The following is an 18,957-nucleotide window of genomic DNA, read 5'->3' on the forward strand; positions in this document are numbered from 1 at the left end:
TGCCGGGCTCAGTCCGGCATCACGCTTCGTCCGAAGTAGCGGGACCCCGGCTCGAGGCCGGGGTGACGGCAACCGATGAAGCGACGCAATCGTCTGCGTGTTACACCCGCCCGTCCACCATCGCGCGGATGTCGACGCGCGCCTTCAGTCGCGCCGCCAACAGAGCCGTGCCGCTGATCTTGCGCTGGACGAACAAGGTGTCCGCGGGCGGGACGTGCCAGGTGGCGCGATCCTGTGCCATCTCCATCCCCTGTTCGCGGACGACGCCGACGAAGGCGCGATCGCCGAAGTCGAACGGGCCGGGGCGGTTGAGCTCGCCGAGGATCACGTCGATCATCGCATCGACCAGCGGGCGGTGCCGCGCCGCCGCTGCCTCGCCGAGGAAGCCCGCCGCGACCGCCGCTTCGCGTACCGCATCGCGGTTTCCCGACAGGCCGGCGGCGAGCAGGCGGCGATAGCCGTCCGCGGTCGCCGGCGGCACCGCGCGGGCGGCGCCGAAGTCGAGCAGGACGATCCGCCCGGTCTCGGGCTGCCAGCGGTAATTGGCGAAATTGGGATCGGTCTGCATCAGCCCCCAGTCGAGCAGCTCGCGCAGCGCCAAGGCGATGAGGCTGTGCATCGCGGCGTCGCGCACCGGCTGTTCCGCGGCCTCGAGCGTCTCGATCGGCACGCCGGCGACATAGGTCATCGCCAGCACGTTGGTGGTGGTCAGCTCGGGGTGCAGCTCGGGGATGACGAAGGCGGGATCGTCGGCGAGCAAGTCGCGATAGCGGCGCATCATCGCGCCTTCGCGCAGATAGTCCGCCTCCTCGTGGAGCTGGCGCTTCGCCTCGCCGAGCAGCGGCGCGATGTCGAGGTCCTTGGGGAGGAGGCCGGAGACGCGCAGCAAGGTGGCGACATTGTCGACGTCGGCGTCGATGCTCTGCATCACGCCGGGATATTGCACCTTGATCGCCAATTCGCGCCCGTCGGGCAGGCGCGCACGATGCACCTGCCCGATCGAGGCGGCCGCGATCGGATGCGCCTGAAAATGGGCGAAGCGGCCACGCCAGTCGCGGCCCCATTCCTGCGCGAGCACGGTGTTGAGCTGCGCGGGCGGCATATGGTGCGCGTCGTTGCGCAGCCGGGCGAGGATCGTCGCCAGTTCCGGCGGGAGCATGTCGCCCGCGTCCATCGAGATCATCTGGCCGAGCTTCATCGCCGCGCCGCGCAGATGCGCGAGCTGGTCGGCGACGCGCGTCGCATTGGCGGGGGTGAGCAGCAGGTCGCCCATCCGCGGCCGCTCTCCCGCCGCCAGCCGACGCGCACCCTCGGCGACGACGCCGCCACCGACCCCCGCGGCGAGACGCCCGAAGGCGCCGAGCCGCGACAGCCGGCCGCTGGGAACGGCGCGGCCCTTGTCGGGGCGCTCATCGCTCATGCCGGGATCAGGCGATCGGCACGCAGCCGCTCGAACAATGTGAAGAACGCATCGTCGGTCGGCTGATAGGCGGTGAAGCCGAGGCGGCGGCTCTTCGACATGTCGGTGACGACCTCGATCGGGCGGCCGAGATCGGCGTCGGTATGCCAGGGCGAGGCGAGGCGGGCGAGATCGGGCTCGGCAAGCCCCTCGCGCTCGGCGATGCGCCGCCAGAGGTCGGCGTCGCCGGCCATCTGCGTTTCCAGCGGCTGGACGCTGCCGTCGAACGGGGCGGCCTCGACGCCGAACCACTCCGCGATGCGGCTCCACATCCAGCTCCAGCGGAAGACGTCGCCGTTGACGACGTTGAACGCCTCGTTCGCCGCGGCGGGGGTGGTCGCCGCCCATAGCAGATGCCGCGCGAGCTGGCCCGCGTCGGTCATGTCGGTGAGCCCGTCCCATTGCGCCGCCGAGCCGGGGAAGCGGAACGGCCGGCCGGTCTCACGGCACAGGGTCGCATAGACGGCGAGCGTCGTGCCCATGTTCATCGCATTGCCGACCGCCTTGCCGATCACGGTATGCGGGCGGTGGACGCTCCAGGTGAAACCGTCGCGCTCCGCTGCGGCGAACACCTCGTCCTCCTGCGCGTAATAGAAATTCTCCACGTCGAGCCGGCCTTGTTCCTCGCGGAACGGCGTCTGCGGCAGCGTGCCTTTGCCATAGGCCTCGAACGGCCCGAGATAATGTTTGAGGCCGGTGACGAGCGCGACATGCCCCACGGCGGCGTCGTTGGCGCGCAGGCCGTCGAGCAGGTTGCGGACCATCGCCGAATTGACGCGGATATTCTCCGCTTCGCTGTCCTGCCGCAGCCAGGTGGTGATGAACACCGCGTCGGGGCGGATGCCGGCGAGCGCGGCGGCGGTGCCGGCGGCGTCGAGCAGGTCGGCGGCGACCGGCTGGACGCCCGGCTGGTCGCCGGGGCGGCGGGCGAGACCGTGGACGGTCCAGCCCTGTTCGACGAGCAGCGCTGCGGTCGCGCTGCCGACGATGCCGCTCGCACCGACGATCAATGCGTGTTTGGTCATGTATCTGCCTTTTCCGGTAAGACGCTGCCAACGCAGGCCCTGCCGCAAGGGTCCGACTTTATTGGATTACCGTCGTTCGAACAGGCTGAAGACGAGGTCGCGGCGGGGCGCGAAGCCGAGGCGGCGGTAGAGCGCGATCGCATCCGCATTGTCGGCGTAGCTAGTGAGGAAGGGCCTATCGCCGGCCGCGTGGATCGCGGCGGCGACCGCGGCGATCAGGCCGGCGGCGAGGCCGCGGCCGCGGAAATCGGGGTGGGTGCAGACGCCGCTGACCTCGCGATAGCCGGGGAGCGCAAGCCGCGTGCCGGCCATCGCGGCGAGCCGGCCGTCGATGCGGATGCCGAGGAAGCCGCCGAAGCGATGCGTATGGCGGAAGAAGGGACCGGGGCGCGTCAGTTCGGCGAGCGCGACCATCTCCGCCGCGTCGGAGTCGCCGAGCGGGACCGCGTCGGTCGTGGCGGACGGAGGATCGGCGGCGACCATCTGCACGCAGCGCGCCGTCGTAATGCTGCGAAAGCCGGGCAGGGTGGCCGGCGGTGCCGGCTCGAACAGCCCGATCGTCTCGCCGCGCGCGACGAGATCGGCGAGCGCGGCGTGATAACGGACGTCATGCGCCGCCACCGCCGCGAACAGGCCGTAATCGGGGTCGATCCGCCGCGCGTCGTCATCGCCCCGCGCCAGCGGCGCCTGCCGCGTGGTCAGCGCCTGCCAGACCGGCGCGTCGAGCGGATGCGCGGGACTCACTGATAGGGCGGCTGGTGGTATCCGGCGGGGGAGGTGGTGAAGATCTCGCAGCCGTCCTCGGTGATGCCGATCGAATGTTCGAACTGCGCCGACAGCGAGCGGTCACGCGTCACCGCGGTCCAGCCGTCGTCGAGCAGCTTCACGTCGGGGCGGCCGATGTTGATCATCGGTTCGATCGTGAAGATCATGCCGGGCTTGAGTTCCGGACCCGTGCCGGGCTTGCCGACGTGGACGACTTCGGGTGCGTCGTGGAACAGGCGGCCGAGGCCGTGGCCGCAGAAGTCGCGGACGACGCCGTAGCGATGCTTTTCGGCATGGCGCTGGATGGCGTTGGCGACGTCGCCCATATGGTTGCCGGGCCGGGCCTGCTCGATGCCGAGCATCAGACATTCATAGGTGACCTCGACGAGGCGCTTCGCCTTCAGCGGCACGTCGCCGATCAGATACATGCGGCTCGAATCGCCGTGCCAGCCGTCGACGATCGGGGTGACGTCGACATTGACGATGTCGCCCGACTTCAGCGTCTTCTCCGACGGAATGCCGTGGCAGACGACATGATTGATCGAGATGCAGGTCGAATGCGTATAACCGCGATAGCCGAGCGTCGCCGGTACGCCGTCGCGCGCGACGATAAAGTCGTAGATCAGCTTGTCGAGTTCGGCGGTCGATACGCCCGGCACCATATGCGGCGTCAGCATGTCGAGCGTCTCGGCGGCGAGTTTGCCTGCCTTGTGCATGCCGGCGAAAGCGGCGGGGCCATGGAGCTTGATGGCGCCGGTGCGCCCTTCCGGCGCGTCGGAGGTGACGGTCACGTATTCGGTCATCGCGGCGATATAGCGTGGTCGCGGCGATTTTGCGAGGCTATGACCGGGCGATGGAGCAGGAACGTATCTGGACCGCTGCGCTGGTCGTGATCGGGGATGAGATCCTCTCCGGCCGGACGCAGGACAAGAACATCGCGCAGCTCGCGAGCTGGCTCAACGTGCAGGGCATCCGCCTCGCCGAGGTGCGCGTGGTGCCCGATCGGACCGCGGCGATCGTCGAGGCGGTCAACACCCTGCGGACGCGCAACGACTATCTGTTCACCACCGGCGGCATCGGGCCGACGCACGACGACATCACCGTCGACGCGATCGCGGAGGCGCTGGGCGTCGGGGTCGAGCATCATCCCGAAGCGATGGCGGTGCTGGAGAGCTATTATGCGACGCGCGGCGGGCTGACCGAGACGCGCGCGCGGATGGCGCGGGTGCCGGCGGGGGCGGGGCTGATCCCCAATCGCGTGTCGGGCGCGCCGGGTATCCATATCGGCAATATCTTCATCATGGCGGGGGTGCCGCATATCACCGCCGGGATGCTCGATGCGCTGACCGGCACGCTGGAAGGCGGGCGGCCGGTGGTGTCGGGGACGATCGGCTGCTGGGTCGCGGAGAGCGAGGTCGCCGACCTGCTGCGCGATGCCGAGAAGGCGCATGAGGGCGTGTCGATCGGCTCCTATCCGTTCTTCCGCGACGGGCGGACGGGGGCGAATTTCGTCGTGCGCAGCGCGGACGAGGCGCTGGTGACGCAGTGCTTGGCGGACCTGACGCGCGAGTTGCAGGCCGGCGGGCGCGAGGTCTTCGCGGGCGGGATCTGACGGTCGCTGTTTGGCCGAGTGCTCCTGCGAACGCAGGAGCCCAAAGCCGAAATCTCCGCCGCCTGTGACCCTGGGCTCCTGCTTTCGCAGGAGCACAATGGCGTGTAGTGGCGGCGTTCTCGATCAGCGCGTGAAGGCGCCGATGTCCGCGATCGCCAGTTTTTCGGCCGGCACCGCGGTCGCGGCGAAGGTCAGGCGCAGGTAGCGCAGCGGGCGCGGCGTGGTGAAGGGGATGCGTTGCGTCGCCAGCGCGTAGGCGATGTTCTGGAACTCGCCATCCGCCGCCGCGGTCCAGGTCTTGCCGTCGGTACTGGTCTCGGCGCGATAGTTGCGCGGCGGGGCGCTGACCTTGTCGGGGTGGCGCCAGGGCGTGAGGCTGAAGCCGGCGACCGTCTGCGTGGTGCCGAGGTCGAGCGTGACGCTGGCCGGCGTCGTGGTCGGCGCGGGTTGCGACCAGATCGTCGCGCCGTCGCCGTCGAGCAGCGCCTCCGCGCCGGGCGCGGTTGCGGTGACGACCTTCCAGTCGCGCGGCGAGATCAGCGTCGCGTCGCTGCTGCGCGGGGCGGCGACCGGGACCGGTGCGACGCTGCGGAACAATGCGACCTCGCTGATCGCCGGGCAGGCAGGGGCGTCGAGGATCACCAGCCGGATGCGGCGCGCGGTGATCGGCGCGTCGAGGCGGATGATGCGCTGCGCACCGATCGCGGTCTTCTCGGCGAGGCGCTGCCAGCGACCGGCGACCTCCGCCTCGATCGCGAAGCGGGTGACGCGGACGCCGAGCGGCAGATGTTCGCGGATGCGGATCAGGTCGAAGCTGCGATTGGGCGGCAGGTCGAGCGTCAGCGTCGGCGTGGTGACGCGGTCGGGGGTCGACCAATAGGTGTCGCGGTTGCCGTCGAGCACTTTGGCCGGTGCGAACGCCGCACCGCGGGTGGCGCTCGCCGAAGCGATGGCGCCCTGCGCGAGATCGGTGGCGAAGCTCGCCTCGAGCGCCGCGCCGAAGCTCTTGAGGACGGCGACGTCGTGATCGGGGATGCGGCCGCGGCGATCAGGCGGCAGGTTGAGATTGAGGTTGGTGCCGCGGCCGATCGATTCGTCGTGCAGGCGGATCAGCCGCTGCGGGTCCTTGACCTTGGCGTCCTCGTCGGGGTGGTAGAACCAGCCGGGGCGGATCGACACGTCGGTCTCCGCCGGCCACCACAGCGCCCCGTTGCGGACGCCGCTATTCCCCTCGGATTGGACATAGGGGTGGTCGGGCATCGTCGGCCAGCAGGGATCGCCGGCGACGCCGTCCTCGTTGCCGACCCAGCGGATGTCGGCGCCGAGCGGGTCGAAGGTACAGGCCATCGGCTGATGCTGGTGGACGAGCGCGATGATCGACGGCCAGTTGTAGTATTTCGGCGCATCGATCTTGCGGGTTTCCTTGGCGCCGCCGTAATAGCCGTCGCCGCCATTGGCGCCGTCGAACCAGAATTCGAACAATTCGCCATAACGGGTGCAGAGTTCCACCACCTGCTTGCGATAGTAATCGACATAGGCCGGACGGCCGTATTCGGGGTGGTTGCGGTCCCACGGCGAGAGATAGAGGCCGAAGGCGAGGCCGGCGCGGCGCGTCGCCTGTTCCATCTCGCGGACGATGTCGCCCTTGCCGTTCTTGTACGGGCTGTTGCGGATGCAATGGTCGGTGAGCTGCGTCGGCCACAGGCAGAAGCCGTCGTGATGCTTGGCGGTGAGGATGATGCCGCGCATGCCGCCCGCCTTGGCCGCGGCGACGATCTGGTCGGGTGCAAAGTCGGTCGGGTTGAACAGCGCCGGGCTTTCGTCGCCATAGCCCCATTCACGATTGGTGAAGGTGTTGATCGAGAAATGCACGAAGGCGTAGCGCTCGCGCCGGTGCCAGGCGAGCTGGCGCGGCGACGGGGTGGCGCCATAGGGGACGGGGGCATTCGCCGGGGTGGTCGTGGCGAAGGCGGGGGTGGCGGTCGCCGTCGCGGCGAGGCCGGAGGCGATGAGGGTGCGGCGGCTGAGGTCGGTCACGGCGTGGCTCCGTATGGCTGTATTGGATGCTGTACCCCGGCGAAGGCCGGGGCCCAGTCAGGAGACGCTCCTGTTTTGATGCGGCGCGTCGTTACCGCGCTTCCCGCAACTGGGCCCCGGCCTCCGCCGGGGTACAGCGGGTCGATCGCGACGCGTGCCTCACGCCGCGCCGTGGCCGTTCGACGGCGGGCGATCCGCCTTGGCCTGTCCGAAGCTCTTCACCGGCGTCGCGCTCATCGTGAAGGTGAGGCGGCCGCCCTGCATCAGCTCGGCGTGGCTGATCCAGTTCTTCGTCCACGGCTTGCCGTTGCGGCTGACTGCGCGGACATAGGGCGTGTCGGCGCGGTTGCCGGGCGCCTCGATCGTCAGCCGCTTGCCGCCGGGCAGGCGGATCTCGGCACGCTCGAACAGCGGCGAGCCGAAGACGTACACCGCCTCGACCGGATCGACCGGGTAGAAACCGAGCGACGACAGCACGAACCAGGCGCTCATCTGGCCGCAATCGTCGTTGCCGATGATGCCGTCGGGGTCGTTCTTGTACATCTCGACGCACAGCCGGCGGACCATCGCCTGCGTCTTCCACGCCGCGCCGGTGTAGGCGTAGAGATAGGCGACGTGGTGGTTGGGCTCGTTACCGTGCGCATACTGGCCGACGAGGCCGCTGATGTCGGGCGGCGCGTTGGCGGGCAACGTCGAAGGCGCGGTGAACAGCGCGTCGAGTCGGGCCTCGAACGCGGCATCGCCGCCCATGTGCGCGATCAGGCCGTAGACGTCGTGCTGGTTGAGGAAGGTCGCCTGCCAGCCATTTGCCTCGGTATAGTCGCGCCACCACGGCTTGGGCATATGGCCGAGCTGGATGGGGTCGTAGGGGCTCCACCAGCGGCCGTCGGCGAAACGCGGCTTGGCGAAGCCGGCCTTGCCGTCGATGACGTTGCGCCAATTGCCCGAGCGCTTGAGCAGCCGATCCGCTTCCGCCGTCCGGCCGGCGGCGCGGGCGAGATGCGCCGAGGCCCAGTCGTCATAGGCATATTCCTGCGTCCGGCTGACGCTCTCGAACCAGACGTCGGCGGGGACATAGCCCTTGGCGTCGTAGACGTCGCGACCCTTGCTGTTGTCGCGATCGGGCGCGGTGAAGTCGAAGCTGCGCTTGGCGATCGCGGGCCAGGCGGCGGCGTAATCCGCCTCGATGCCCTTCGCCTGCGCTTCGGCGAGGACGGAGACGGCGTGCCAGCCGATCATCGTGCCGGTCTCGACGCCCTGCAACGGCCAGACCGGCGGGCCATAGGGGCTCTGCTGTGTCTGGCGGATCAGGTCGGCGACGAGGCTTTGCGCCTTGTCGGGGGCGACGATGGTGAGCAGCGGGTGGAGCGCGCGATAGGTGTCCCACAGCGAATAGCTGCTGTACGCGGCCTCGCCCCTGGCGAGCGCGTGCGGCTTGCGGTCGAGGCCGATGTAGCGGCCGTCGACGTCGGAGAAGAGCGTCGGCGCGATCAGGGCGTGGTAGAGCGCGGAGGCGAAGATGGTGCGCTGGTCGGCGGTGCCGCCCTCGACGCGCATCGCGTCGAACTCGCGCGCCCAGGTGGTCTGCGCGGCGCGGCGGACGGCGTCGAAGTCCCAGCTCCTGCCCTCGGCGGCGAGGTTGGCACGCGCGCCGGCGACGTCGACGCCCGAGATGCCGCAGCGGATCAGGATCGGCGCGGCGCCGGCGTCGTCATAATGGAGCACGGCCTTCAGACGCATGCCCTTGACCGCGCGGGCACCCGCTGGCTGCTGCGCATCGCCGTCGCCGTAGAGGGTGACGCGGGTCGGCGCGCGCGAGGTCTGGAGCGCGAAGTGGATGTGGCGGCCCTTCGCCCAGCGGTGGACGGTGCGGCTGCCGGTGAGCGTGCCGTCGGGACCGAGCGTCAGGCTGGCGTCGGTGACGAGCGGCGGCTGGTCGCTCTTGTCGAGCACGAGGTGCGACAGGTCGACGAGGATGTGGGCGGGGCCGGCGGGGAAGGTGTAGCGGTGGTAGCCGGTGCGGTCGGTGACGGTCAGCTCGGCGCGGACGCCGCTTTCCAGCGCGACGCGATAATAGCCGGGCTCGGCATGTTCGGCGGTGAAGCGCTGGCGGTAGCCGGCGTCGGGGTTGTCGAGCGGGCCGGGGAGGAGCTGCACCGGGCCGCGGGTCGGCACGACCAGCACGTCGAGCATGTCGCCGATGCCAGTGCCCGACAGATGCGTGTGGCTGAAGCCCATGATCGACGTGTCGGTGCGGTGATAGCCCGAGCAGGCGTCCCAGCGCTCGACGTCGGTGTCGGGGCTGAGCTGGACCATCCCGAAGGGCAGGGTCGCGCCGGGATAGGTGTGGCCGTGGCCGCCGGTGCCGATGAAGAGGTTGGCGGCGGCGGGCGTCGGCGCCGCGGCGAGCGCGGGCAGCGGCAGGCCGGCGGCGGCGGTGCCGGCGAGGAGGGTGCGGCGGGAGATCGTGCCTTCGGTCATAGGGGCGCCTTCAGCAATGCGGGTCGGGTGGCGGCGAGGTGGAGGATCAGCTCGCCGAACAGGCCGTTCGCCCAGGCGAACCAGCTGCGGGTGAATTTGGCGGGATCGTCCCGGTCGAAGCTCTCGTGGATGAAGCCGGTGCCGCCGTCGGTGTCGCGCAGGGTGCGCAGGGCGCCGCGGATCGCGGTGTCGTCGGTCGCGGAGAGGGCGCGGATCGTCAGCGACATCGGCCAGATCTGGCCGGCGCCGACGTGCGGGCCGCCGATGCCCTCGCCGGCCTTGCCGCGGAAGAACCAGGGGTTGGCGTCGCTCCAGCAGGCTGCCTGGGTGCGCTGCCACAGCGGGTCGGCGGCGTCGACACAGCCGAGATAGGCGAGGCCGGAGAGGCTGGGGACGTTGGCGTCGTCCATGAAGACGGCGTTGCCGTAGCCGTCGACCTCATAGGCCCAAACTTCACTATCGTCACGCAGACGCATCGTGCCGTGCGCCTTGAGCGCCGCCGCGACCTCGGCCGCCAAAGCCATGGCGGATTGCACTAAGTCATTGTCATTGCATGCTTCTTTGGCGACGGTGGCGAGTTCGCGCAGCGCCGTCACGGCGAACAGGTTGCTGGGGATGAGGAAGGGGTAGAGGCAGGCGTCGTCGGAGGGGCGGAAGCCCGAATGGATCAGGCCGACCGGACGCGTCGGGTTGCCGTGGCCCCAGAGCAACGTCTCGGTCGGCTGCGGCGCGGAGCGGCGGAAGCTGTAGGGGCCGGGGCCGTCCTTGCGCTGCTGTTCGCGGAAGGTGCGGATGCTGGCGCGGGCCGCCGCCGCCCAGGTCGCGTCGAACGGCGCCGCGTCGCCAGTGGCGCGCCAATAGCCGTGCGCGAGGCGCATCGGGTAGCAGAGCGAGTCGATCTCCCATTTCCGCTCGGCGACGCCGGGCTTCATCTCGGTCTCGTCCTTCTGCGACCATTCGAGGTTCGATTTGGCGGTCGGGTCCTCCATGAAGGCATTGGCATAAGGATCGAGCAGGATGCAGCGCGATTGGCGCGCGATCAGGCCGCGGATCAGCCGGCGCAGTTCGGGCGCCTGTCTGGCGAGGTGGAGATAGGGTTTCACCTGCGCCGAGGAATCGCGCAGCCACAGGCAGGGTATGTCGCCGGTGATGACGAAGGCGTCGGGCGCCGCCGCGGTGCCGCCCATGCGGACGGTGGTGTCGAGCGTGTTCGGATAGCAATTGCCGAACATCCAGCGCAGCTTGGCGTCACCGATCTGCGCCGAGACGCGGGCAAGCTCGCGCTCGACCGCCGGGCTGGTGAAACGGCGGTCGGCCAGAGCGGGGCGCTTCGAGGGCAGCTGCGGCGCGGCGAAGGCGGGGGTGGCCAGCGTCGCCGCCGACGCGGCGGTCGCGGCGAGGAAGTGGCGGCGGTTGAGATTTCGCGACTCCTCAGCCAAGTCACCTCCGTCACCCCGGACTCGTTCCGGGGTCCACTCTGCGGCGGGGAGCGCGGCATGAGCTTCAGGCCCGACGCCTGCGGACGGGTGGACCCCGGAACAAGTCCGGGGTGACGGAGTGGGTGTGGAGAGGCGGCGCATCACTTGGGCAGCTCCGTGTCGGCACCGGTGACAGTGAAGGCGAACCACTGGCCGGCGCCGTCGCCCGGCTGGCCGCCGCCGACGTAGAGGCGGTAGGCGCCGGGGACGACGTGGCGGCGACCGTCGGGATCGACGATGCTCATCGCGCGCGGATCGAGCGTGAAGGCGACCTTGGCGCTCTTGCCGCGGGCGACGGTGATGCGCCGGAAACCGACGAGCTGGCGCTGGAGGACCGGCACGTTGCCGCCCGCCGCTTTGGCCGCCGGGGGGACGAGATAGGCCTGGACGACCTCCTCGCCGTCGCGTGCGCCGGTGTTGGTGACGCTCGCCTCGACGCGCAGGTCGCCGCCCGCCGCCACCGAGGCGGGGCCGCGCGGCGCGGCGTAGCGGAAGCTGGTGTAGCTCATGCCATGGCCGAAGCCCCACAGCGGCTTGCCGGTGAAATAGCGATAGGTGCGCTCCTTCATGCCGTAATCGGTGAAGGCGGGCAGATCGGTGGTCGCGTGGTAGAGCGTCACCGGCAGGCGACCGGCGGGATTGACCGTGCCGGACAGCACGTCGGCGAGCGCGGTGCCGCCTGCCTCGCCCGCATACCAATTGGCGAGGATCGCATCGGCGGCGGCGGGATCGACCGACACCGCGCTGCCGCTGGTCAGGACGAGGACAATCGGCTTGCCGGTCGCCTTGAGCGCGGCGAGCAAACGGAGCTGCGGCGCGGGCAGCGCGATGTCGGTGCGGTCGCCGCCGACGAAGCCGGGGACGGAGACGGACAGCGCCTCGCCCTCCAGATCGGGCGACAGGCCGGCGACGACGACGGCGACATCCGCCTGATTCGCCGCGGCGACCGCCTGCGCCAGCAACGGTTCGGCGGGGGGCAGCCACAGCAGGCGGAAGCTGTCGTCTTCCGACCGGTGATCGAGGAGGATGTCGATCGGCTGCGGCGTGCCGTCGCTGTCGATGACGAGGTCGACGCGGCCCTTGGGCAGGCCGCCGTCGTGGAGCGTCTTGCCGCCGAGCGTCAGCCTGGCGCGATCGTGAACCGTGCAATCCTTCCAGCATTGCGTCTGATCGAGGATCAGATGGTAGCGGCCGGGCGCGGGGGGAACGAACTCGCCCGTCCAGCGCGCGGTATAGCCGGTCGCGGGCAGGCCGGGCGCGGGCGGCGCACGATTGACGTCGAGGTCGATGCGGCGGTCCTGCCGGATGGTCGGCGCGCCGCTGCCGCCCGTATAGGTGGCGCGCAGGCCGGGCTTGCCGTCGGCGCGCAGGGCGGTTTCAGGGACGACGATCGCCGCGGTCTCGGCGAGCAGCGAGCCCTGCGCATAAGTGACGTTGGCGGCGCCGAAGCGGGTGCGCAGGCCGTCGAGCGGGGTGACCGGGGCGACCGCGGTGCCGTGGTAATTGCCCTGCAACACGCCGAGGTCGTCGGCATTGGCGCCGATCACCGCGATCTTCGCGCCGGCCTTGAGCGGCAGGCGGTCGGCGTTGTTCTGGAGCAGTACGATCGACTTGCGCGCGGCGTCGAGCGCGGCGGCGCGGTGCGCGGGGGTGGCGACCTCGCTGGCGGGGATCGTGCTGTACGGGCTGGTGCCGCCGAAGGCGATGCCGAGCGCGCGGCGGGCGCGCAGCGCGCGGGTCAGTGCGGTATCGACCTCCGCCTGGCTGACCAGCCCTGCGGCGAGCGCCTGCGGCAGCGCGCCATAGGCGCTGCCGCAATTGACGTCGGTGCCGCCGCGGATCGCCGCCGCCGCCGCGCCGGCGCTGTCCTTGCGGTAATGGTGATAGACGCTGATGTTGCCGACCGCGTCGCAGTCGGAGACGGTGAAGCCGGTGAAGCCCCAATCGTGGCGCAGCCGGTCGTTCATCAGCCACGAGGCGGCGCAGGCCGGCACGCCGTGGATGCTGTTGTAAGCGCACATCAGCGAGGTCGCCTTGCCCTCGATGATCGCGCGGCGGAAGGCGGGGAGATAGGTCGCCTCGAGATCCTGCGGGCTGGGATCGACGTCGAAGCTGTCGCGGCCGGCTTCGGGACCGCTGTGGACGGCGAAATGCTTGGGCGTGGCGACGACGCGGGGGTGGCTGGGGTCGGGACCCTGCAGGCCGTGGATGAAGGCGACGCCGAGCGAGCCGGTGAGATACGGGTCCTCGCCATAGGTCTCCTGCCCGCGGCCCCAGCGCGGATCGCGGAAGATGTTGATGTTGGGGGACCAGATCGTCAGCCCTTCGTAGATGCGGCGATCGGCGGCGACAGGTCTGGCATTGAACTTGGCGCGCGCCTCGGTGCTGACAATCGTGCCGACGCGGTTCATCACGTCGACGTCCCAGGTCGCGGCGAGGCCGATCGCCTGCGGGAAGACGGTGGCATAGCCGTCGCGGGCGAGGCCGTGCAGCCCTTCGCTCCACCAGTCGTAGGCGGGCAGACCGGCGGCGGGGTCGGCAGGTGCGGTGCTCTGGAGCTGCGCCGCCTTGCGCTCGGGGGACATGGTGGCGACCGTCGCGGCGATCGGGTCGGCGGCCTGCGCGAGCAGGAGGAGGGCGGGGATCATACGGACGCTCCTGGGGAGGGGTTTGCGCGCGAAGGCGCGGAGGACGCAGAGGGGTGGTGCGGCGTGATTGTGCGTGCGGTCGTGTCGCGGCGGGGGCTGGACATAGACAAGTCGCGGCCAGTGCTCCCGCGAAGGCGGGAGCCCAGGGTCCCGGACGCCATCAGACGTTGCTCTGCCTGGCTCTGGGTTCCCGCCTTCGCGGGAACACTTGAGGGGGGTCGCGCGAAGACGCGAAGACGCGAAGAGAAGAGTAGCGAGAAGGGGTTCGCGCGGAGGCGCGGAGGCGCGGAGGGGGTGGGCTTGGTGGTGCCCGGCCGCGATTCTATGCCGGGGGCGCTTGTTGCCGGGGGGATTTTGCGGGTGGCTGCGCCGCGGGGGCTTCGTACTGCTGCGCGCGCATCTCTTCGCGGCTTCGCGGTTTCGCGTGACCGCGATCCAACGGACGCGATGAGACGGGCGCGCGCCGCCATCAGCGGGCAAGCGTCCTGAGCGTCGGGGTCTGCTTGCCGGTGAGCGTCACCGTGACGCTTTCGCCGGGGAGCAGGTCGAAGCCGTTGTCGGACGCCTGTCCGGGCATGTCGCCCATGTCGATCATCACCGCGCGCGCGAGGTTGGTGGCGGTGATCGTCGCGGTGTCGCCCGAGCGGCGCAGCGTCAGGCCGGGGTCGGGATAGGCCATGTCCCTGGGCACGAGACGCTCGACGATGGTGCGGCTGACGGTGCGGCCGTCGACCAGCAGTTCGGCGACCGCGTAGCTCTGCGCCGGCGCGGCGGTGCCGAACAGATCGGCGTCGGGCAGCGTCGCGACCGTCGCCGCGGACAGCGGGGCGAGCGTCGCCGCCGCCTCGCGGGTCGAGAGCGTCGCGCCGGTCATGTCGCGGACGGTGAGCCGCCAGCGGGCCGGCAGCGGCGTGGTCGCGTCGGAGAGCAGCACGACGCGGGTCGCGCCATCCTTGTGCTCGGCGACGATCGCCTGCGGGGCGAAGAAGCGCTTCGCCTCATATTGCAGCAGCTTCCACTGGCCGAGATGGTCGATGCTCGCCCAGCTGACCGACGGCCAGACGTCGTTGAGCTGCCAGAACAGCGAGCCCATCGTCACCGGCCGGCAGGCGCGATGGTGGAGGGCGGCGAGGCTGATCGCCTGTGCCTGATCGACCTGCGTCAGATAGACGAAGTCGGCGAAGTCCTTCGCCGGGCGCAGCCGCTGGTCGAGATAGAGCTGGAGGCGTGCATTGCCTTCGCCGGACAGGAACTTCTGGTGCGCCTTCATCACTGCGCTGTCGGCGGCGAGCGGCCCCGGCCCGGCGAAGTCGCGGATCGTCGCCATCGTCGGCATCGACTGGAAGCCATATTCGGACATGAAGCGCGGGCAATGGTCGAGATATTGCTCGACCGGCTTGGAACCCGACCAGACGTCCCAGAAATGGCGGTCGCCGTTGGCGTCGGTGTCGTTGGGGCCTTCGTAATCGCTCGACGGCGAACCGGGCATATAGGGCGTGCCGGGGCTGTTGCGGGTCACCGCGTCGCGCAGCACGCGGTCGAACAGCACCGCCATGCCGGTGCCGATCCGCTCCTGCTCGTCGGGGCCGATCGCGGTCTTGAACGCCTTGCGGTCGCCCCAATTCTCCCAGCCGGACAGGACTTCGTTGTTGCCGGTCCAGATGACGATCGAGGGATGGTCGCCGAGGCGCGCGACCTGTTCGTCGGCCTCGATGCGGACGTTCTCGCGGAACGCCGCGTCGGGGGGCGTGACCGAGCCGCCGAACATGAAATCCTGCCAGATCATCAGGCCCATGCGGTCCGCCATCTCGTAGAAGGCGTCGTCGAGATAATAGCCGCCGCCCCAGATGCGGATCATGTTCATGTGTGCGTCGCGCGCGCCGGTGAGCAGCGACTGCATCTCGGCGCGATCGACGCGGGCGGGGAAGCTGTCGAACGGGATGAGGTTGGCGCCCTTGGCGAAGATCGACGTGCCGTTGACGATGAAGCCGAACGCGCCGTTGCGGCGGTCGAGCGCGACGGTGCGCAGGCCGATGCGGCGCTGGCTGCGATCGGATTCGACGCCGTCGACGACGAGGCTGGTGGCGACGGTGTAGAGCGGCTGCGCGCCATAGCCGACCGGCTGCCAGCGCTGCGGCGTGGCGACGGTGAGCGGGATGGCGACGGCGTTGCTGCCGGGCGCGACCGCGACCGGGCGGTCGATCGTCTGCGTGGTGCCGTCGGGGGCGGTGAGGAGGGTGCGCAGCGTCACGGTCCTGGCGCGGTCGGCGACGATCGTCGCGCGGGCGGTGAGCCGCGCCTCGGCGTCGTTGAGCGCGTCCTGCTCGACGCGCAGCGTGTCGAGCCGCGCCTCGTCCCATGCCTCGAGCCGGGCGGGGCGCCACAGGCCGATGGTGACGATGCGCGGACCCCAGTCCCAGCCATATTGGTATTTGGGCTTGCGGATATAGGGCGAGGTCTGGCGGTCGCCGGGATCGTCCTTGAACGCCGAGACATATTCGCCGGGCAGCGGGTGCTTTTCGGCGAGGACGAGCGGCGCGAGCTGCTTGATCGGCGAGGCGATGGTGACGAGGATCTCGTTGGCGCCGGCCTTGAGCAGCGGCTTGGCGTCGGCGCGCCAGCGGCGGTGGGCGTTGTCGGCGGAGAGCAGCACCGTTCCGTTGACGCGGACGGTAGCGAAGGTGTCGAGGCCGTCGAAGACGAGGTCGAGATGGTCGCGCGCCAGCATCGCCGGGGTGACCGTCAGGCGGGTGCGGAACTGCCAGTCGGACAGGCCGACCCATTGGATCGCCGCCTCGTTGGTGCCCTTGAACGGATCGGGGACGCGTTTCGCGGCGATCAGGTCCTGCTGGACGCTGCCGGGGACGCGGGCGGGCAGCCAGCGCGTCTCCTTGGGGTGCGCCTTGGCGGCGGCGGCGTCGGCGGGGTCGAGGCGGACCTGCCAGTCGCGATCCAGCGGCACCGCCTCGCGCGGCGCGGCATAAGCGGGGGTCAGCGCGAGCAGCGCCAGCGTGAGCAGGGCGGGGCGGAGGGGCTTCACGAATTGGGCTCCGTCAGTTGCACGCGCTCGACCGCATAGAGCGGGTCGGAGAGCGGCGAGGTGAATTGCAGGCAGAGGTCGGGGTCGCCGCTGCGCCGGGCGACGGGCGCGGTGACGCGGAAGCGGTTGGGCGCGGTCGCCGGGTCGGGCAGCGGGAAGGTCGCGACGACCGGCGGGCGCGGGCCGTCCTTGACCGGGCAGCCGGCGGTGACGACCAGCTCGCCATGCGGCGTGACGTTATAATGCGCGCGCAGCTGGGTGAAATCGTGCGCGAGGCCGAACGGGCGCGGCAGGCGGGCGATGTCGAGCGTGATGCCGCTCGCCACGTCGAGCGGCGCGGCGGGATAGACCGAGCAGGTGTCGAACAGGTCGATGTCATACGCCGGCGCGTCGGCGGTGGCGTCGGCGGTCAGCGGCACGCGCAGCGCGAGCGACCCGGTCGGGCAGGCGGTCAGGTCGCTGTTGCCGCGGGCGAGCAGCGCGGCGCGGCCGGTCGCGAAGGCGCGCGGGGTGGCGAGCGCGGTGCCGCTGGCATCAAAGGCGGCGGCGCGGATCGTCGCGCCGGGGGCCAGCGTCAGCGGCGCGGCATAGGCGCGCGACCGCGGCGTCGGGTCCTTGCCGTCGAGCGTATAGCGGATCGTGCCGAGCGGCGCCTGCGTCGCCAGCGCCACCGTCACCCGGCCGGCACGCAGCGCATCGCCGCGGCGGCCCTGGATCGTGTAACCGACCGCGAAGGCGCTGTCGGCGACCTCCAGCCCGGAACGGCGCCAGCGCGCGAGCTGCGGCTGGACGTGCGACACGAAGCCGGGGAAGTCGCGCGCGGCCTTGGCGGACCAGGTGATCTCGGCAAGCGCGGCGGCGCGCGGGAAGATCGCGTGCTGCACCTGCGACGCGGTGATGAGATATTCGCTGAACGCATTGCCCTGCGCGCCGAGGACATGGCCCGCCTTGTCGGGGGCGATGCCCGCCGGCATCGGATCGTAGCGATAGAGATCGGCGAGCGTCTGGACGGCGAGCCGGCCGGGCGGTTCGTCGTCGCCGCGGCTTTGCGAATTGTCGAGGTAGAGCGTCGGGCCGGGCGACAGCACGACGTCGTGGCCGCGCGACGCCGCCTCGACCGCGCCCTTGTCGCCGCGCCACGACATCACCGAGGCCGACGGCGGCAATTCGCCCTCGAGGATCTCGTCCCAGCCGATCAGGCGGCGGTCGTGCCTGGCGAGATAGGCGCCGAGCTGATCGATCAGCCAGCTCTGCATCTGCATCTCGGTCTTGAGGCCGAGCGACGCCATCTGCGCCTGCACCTGCGGCGATCGTTCCCATTGATCCTTGACCGCCTCGTCGCCGCCGAGGTGGATGTACGGGCCGGGGAAGACGGCGAGCAATTCGTCGAGGATGTCCTCGACGAAGCGCACCGTCTCGGGCCGCGGGTTGAGCAGATAGGGGTTCACGCCCCAATCGTGGCCGACCGCGGGACGATCGCCGAGCACGCCGTGTTCGGGATAGGCGGCGACCAGCGCCTGGGCGTGGCCGGGCAGGTCGATCTCGGGGACGATGACGATGCCGCGCTCGGCGGCGTAGGCGACGAGGCCGCGCAATTCGTCCTGCGTGTAGAAGCCGCCGACACGCGGGCCGGGCGCGCCGCCCGCCGACGGCGGGGTGCGCCATGCGCCGATTTCGGTGAGCCGGGGATAGCGCTTGACCTCGAACCGCCAGCCCTGGTCGTCGGTGAGGTGGAGATGGAGCGTGTTAAGCTTCACCGACGCCATCTGGTCGACGATGCCGCGGAGGAAGCCGATCGGCTGGAAGTGACGCGCGGGGTCGATCATCAGCCCGCGCCACGCGAAGCGCGGCGCGTCGGTGATGGCGAGCGCGGGCACCGCGACCGACCGGCCATAGGCGCGATCGGGGCTGAGCAATTGCGCCAGCGTCATCGCGCCGTGGACGAGGCCGCGGTCGCCGGACGCGGCGATGCGGATGCCGCGGGCGTCGACGTCGAGCCGATAGGCCTCGTCGCCCGCGATCGTCGCGTCGCGGACGAAGCGGATCGGTGCGTCGCCGGCGATCGGGGCGAGGGTGAGGCCGCGTTCGACGCGGACGTGCGCGGCAAGCAGCCGGGCGGCGGCCTCCGCCCCCGCGTCGCCGGCGGGGACGGCGAGCCGGGCGCCATCGGTGACGGTGAAGCTGCCGCTGCCACGGGTCACGGTCTGCGGCATCGGCACGAGCGGCAAGGGAGCGGGAGCAGGAGCGGTCCGGGCGGTCGCCGCGGCCGGCGACAGCAGCGCCAGAACGCCGCCGACGATGGTCGCGAAACCGACATGCTCCCTCATGACAACCCCTTGGTCCTGTTTTGGTATTTGATGGTATCTTGCAGGACCGATGCCGCGGCGTCCATGCCTGACGCGCAAAAAAAGA

11 protein-coding genes are annotated in these 18,957 nt (G+C 70.5%); 1 reads left to right on the plus strand and 10 read right to left on the minus strand.

Annotated elements, in window-relative coordinates:
• Window positions 1-100 precede the first annotated feature (100 nt).
• The 4 genes from AC07UH_RS12650 to map all read right to left on the minus strand — a co-directional run bounded on the left by AC07UH_RS12650 (window position 101) and on the right by map (window position 4,052).
• Window positions 101-1,420, minus strand: coding sequence for an ABC1 kinase family protein (locus AC07UH_RS12650; RefSeq protein ID WP_495180701.1), 1,320 nt, complete (start codon window positions 1,418-1,420; stop codon window positions 101-103).
• On the minus strand, window positions 1,417-2,484 hold the full coding sequence (locus tag AC07UH_RS12655) for an SDR family oxidoreductase (RefSeq protein ID WP_495180702.1): 1,068 nt from the start codon (window positions 2,482-2,484) through the stop codon (window positions 1,417-1,419). The genes AC07UH_RS12650 and AC07UH_RS12655 overlap by 4 nt, the downstream gene beginning before the upstream one ends.
• 66 nt (window positions 2,485-2,550) lie before the next feature.
• Complete coding sequence (locus AC07UH_RS12660) at window positions 2,551-3,228, minus strand: GNAT family N-acetyltransferase (RefSeq protein ID WP_495180703.1); 678 nt, start codon at window positions 3,226-3,228, stop codon at window positions 2,551-2,553.
• Window positions 3,225-4,052 (minus strand): type I methionyl aminopeptidase, encoded by an 828-nt coding sequence (gene map, locus AC07UH_RS12665; RefSeq protein WP_137898946.1) that lies wholly within the window; start codon window positions 4,050-4,052, stop codon window positions 3,225-3,227. Before map ends, AC07UH_RS12660 begins: the two co-directional genes overlap by 4 nt.
• Window positions 4,053-4,102: 50 nt before the next feature.
• Between map and AC07UH_RS12670 the strand changes: the two genes are divergently transcribed.
• On the plus strand, window positions 4,103-4,861 hold the full coding sequence (locus AC07UH_RS12670; protein WP_495180704.1) for a competence/damage-inducible protein A: 759 nt from the start codon (window positions 4,103-4,105) through the stop codon (window positions 4,859-4,861).
• Window positions 4,862-4,984: 123 nt separating this feature from the next.
• Here AC07UH_RS12670 and AC07UH_RS12675 read toward each other — a convergent pair whose 3' ends face one another.
• From AC07UH_RS12675 to AC07UH_RS12700, 6 genes are all read right to left on the minus strand, one after another.
• The gene (locus tag AC07UH_RS12675; RefSeq protein ID WP_495180705.1) at window positions 4,985-6,898 is read right to left on the minus strand and encodes an alpha-L-fucosidase; all 1,914 of its coding nucleotides are present in this window, start codon (window positions 6,896-6,898) and stop codon (window positions 4,985-4,987) included.
• 159 nt (window positions 6,899-7,057) lie between these two features.
• Window positions 7,058-9,379 (minus strand): GH92 family glycosyl hydrolase, encoded by a 2,322-nt coding sequence (locus tag AC07UH_RS12680; protein WP_495180706.1) that lies wholly within the window; start codon window positions 9,377-9,379, stop codon window positions 7,058-7,060.
• Window positions 9,376-10,818 (minus strand): glycoside hydrolase family 125 protein, encoded by a 1,443-nt coding sequence (locus AC07UH_RS12685; protein ID WP_495180707.1) that lies wholly within the window; start codon window positions 10,816-10,818, stop codon window positions 9,376-9,378. Before AC07UH_RS12685 ends, AC07UH_RS12680 begins: the two co-directional genes overlap by 4 nt.
• Window positions 10,819-10,958: 140 nt before the next feature.
• A complete protein-coding gene (locus AC07UH_RS12690) occupies window positions 10,959-13,505 on the minus strand; it encodes a glycoside hydrolase family 3 C-terminal domain-containing protein (protein ID WP_495180708.1) in 2,547 nt (848 codons plus the stop codon).
• Window positions 13,506-13,974: 469 nt separating this feature from the next.
• Window positions 13,975-16,545 (minus strand): beta-mannosidase, encoded by a 2,571-nt coding sequence (locus tag AC07UH_RS12695; protein WP_495180709.1) that lies wholly within the window; start codon window positions 16,543-16,545, stop codon window positions 13,975-13,977.
• A complete protein-coding gene (locus AC07UH_RS12700) occupies window positions 16,542-18,872 on the minus strand; it encodes a beta-N-acetylhexosaminidase (RefSeq protein ID WP_495180710.1) in 2,331 nt (776 codons plus the stop codon). Before AC07UH_RS12700 ends, AC07UH_RS12695 begins: the two co-directional genes overlap by 4 nt.
• Window positions 18,873-18,957: the final 85 nt, after the last annotated feature.

The organism is Sphingomonas sp. GW821-FHT04B01 (assembly GCF_059420425.1).

What these genes read in the sequence shown, in the direction of transcription:
- map (WP_137898946.1), bottom strand. Translation starts at nt 4,052, where the DNA reads ATGACCGAATACGTGACCGTCACCTCCGACGCGCCGGAAGGGCGCACC.
- AC07UH_RS12690 (WP_495180708.1), bottom strand. Translation starts at nt 13,505, where the DNA reads ATGATCCCCGCCCTCCTCCTGCTCGCGCAGGCCGCCGACCCGATCGCC.
- AC07UH_RS12650 (WP_495180701.1), bottom strand. Translation starts at nt 1,420, where the DNA reads ATGAGCGATGAGCGCCCCGACAAGGGCCGCGCCGTTCCCAGCGGCCGG.
- AC07UH_RS12655 (WP_495180702.1), bottom strand. Translation starts at nt 2,484, where the DNA reads ATGACCAAACACGCATTGATCGTCGGTGCGAGCGGCATCGTCGGCAGC.
- AC07UH_RS12700 (WP_495180710.1), bottom strand. Translation starts at nt 18,872, where the DNA reads ATGAGGGAGCATGTCGGTTTCGCGACCATCGTCGGCGGCGTTCTGGCG.
- AC07UH_RS12670 (WP_495180704.1), top strand. Translation starts at nt 4,103, where the DNA reads ATGGAGCAGGAACGTATCTGGACCGCTGCGCTGGTCGTGATCGGGGAT.
- AC07UH_RS12680 (WP_495180706.1), bottom strand. Translation starts at nt 9,379, where the DNA reads ATGACCGAAGGCACGATCTCCCGCCGCACCCTCCTCGCCGGCACCGCC.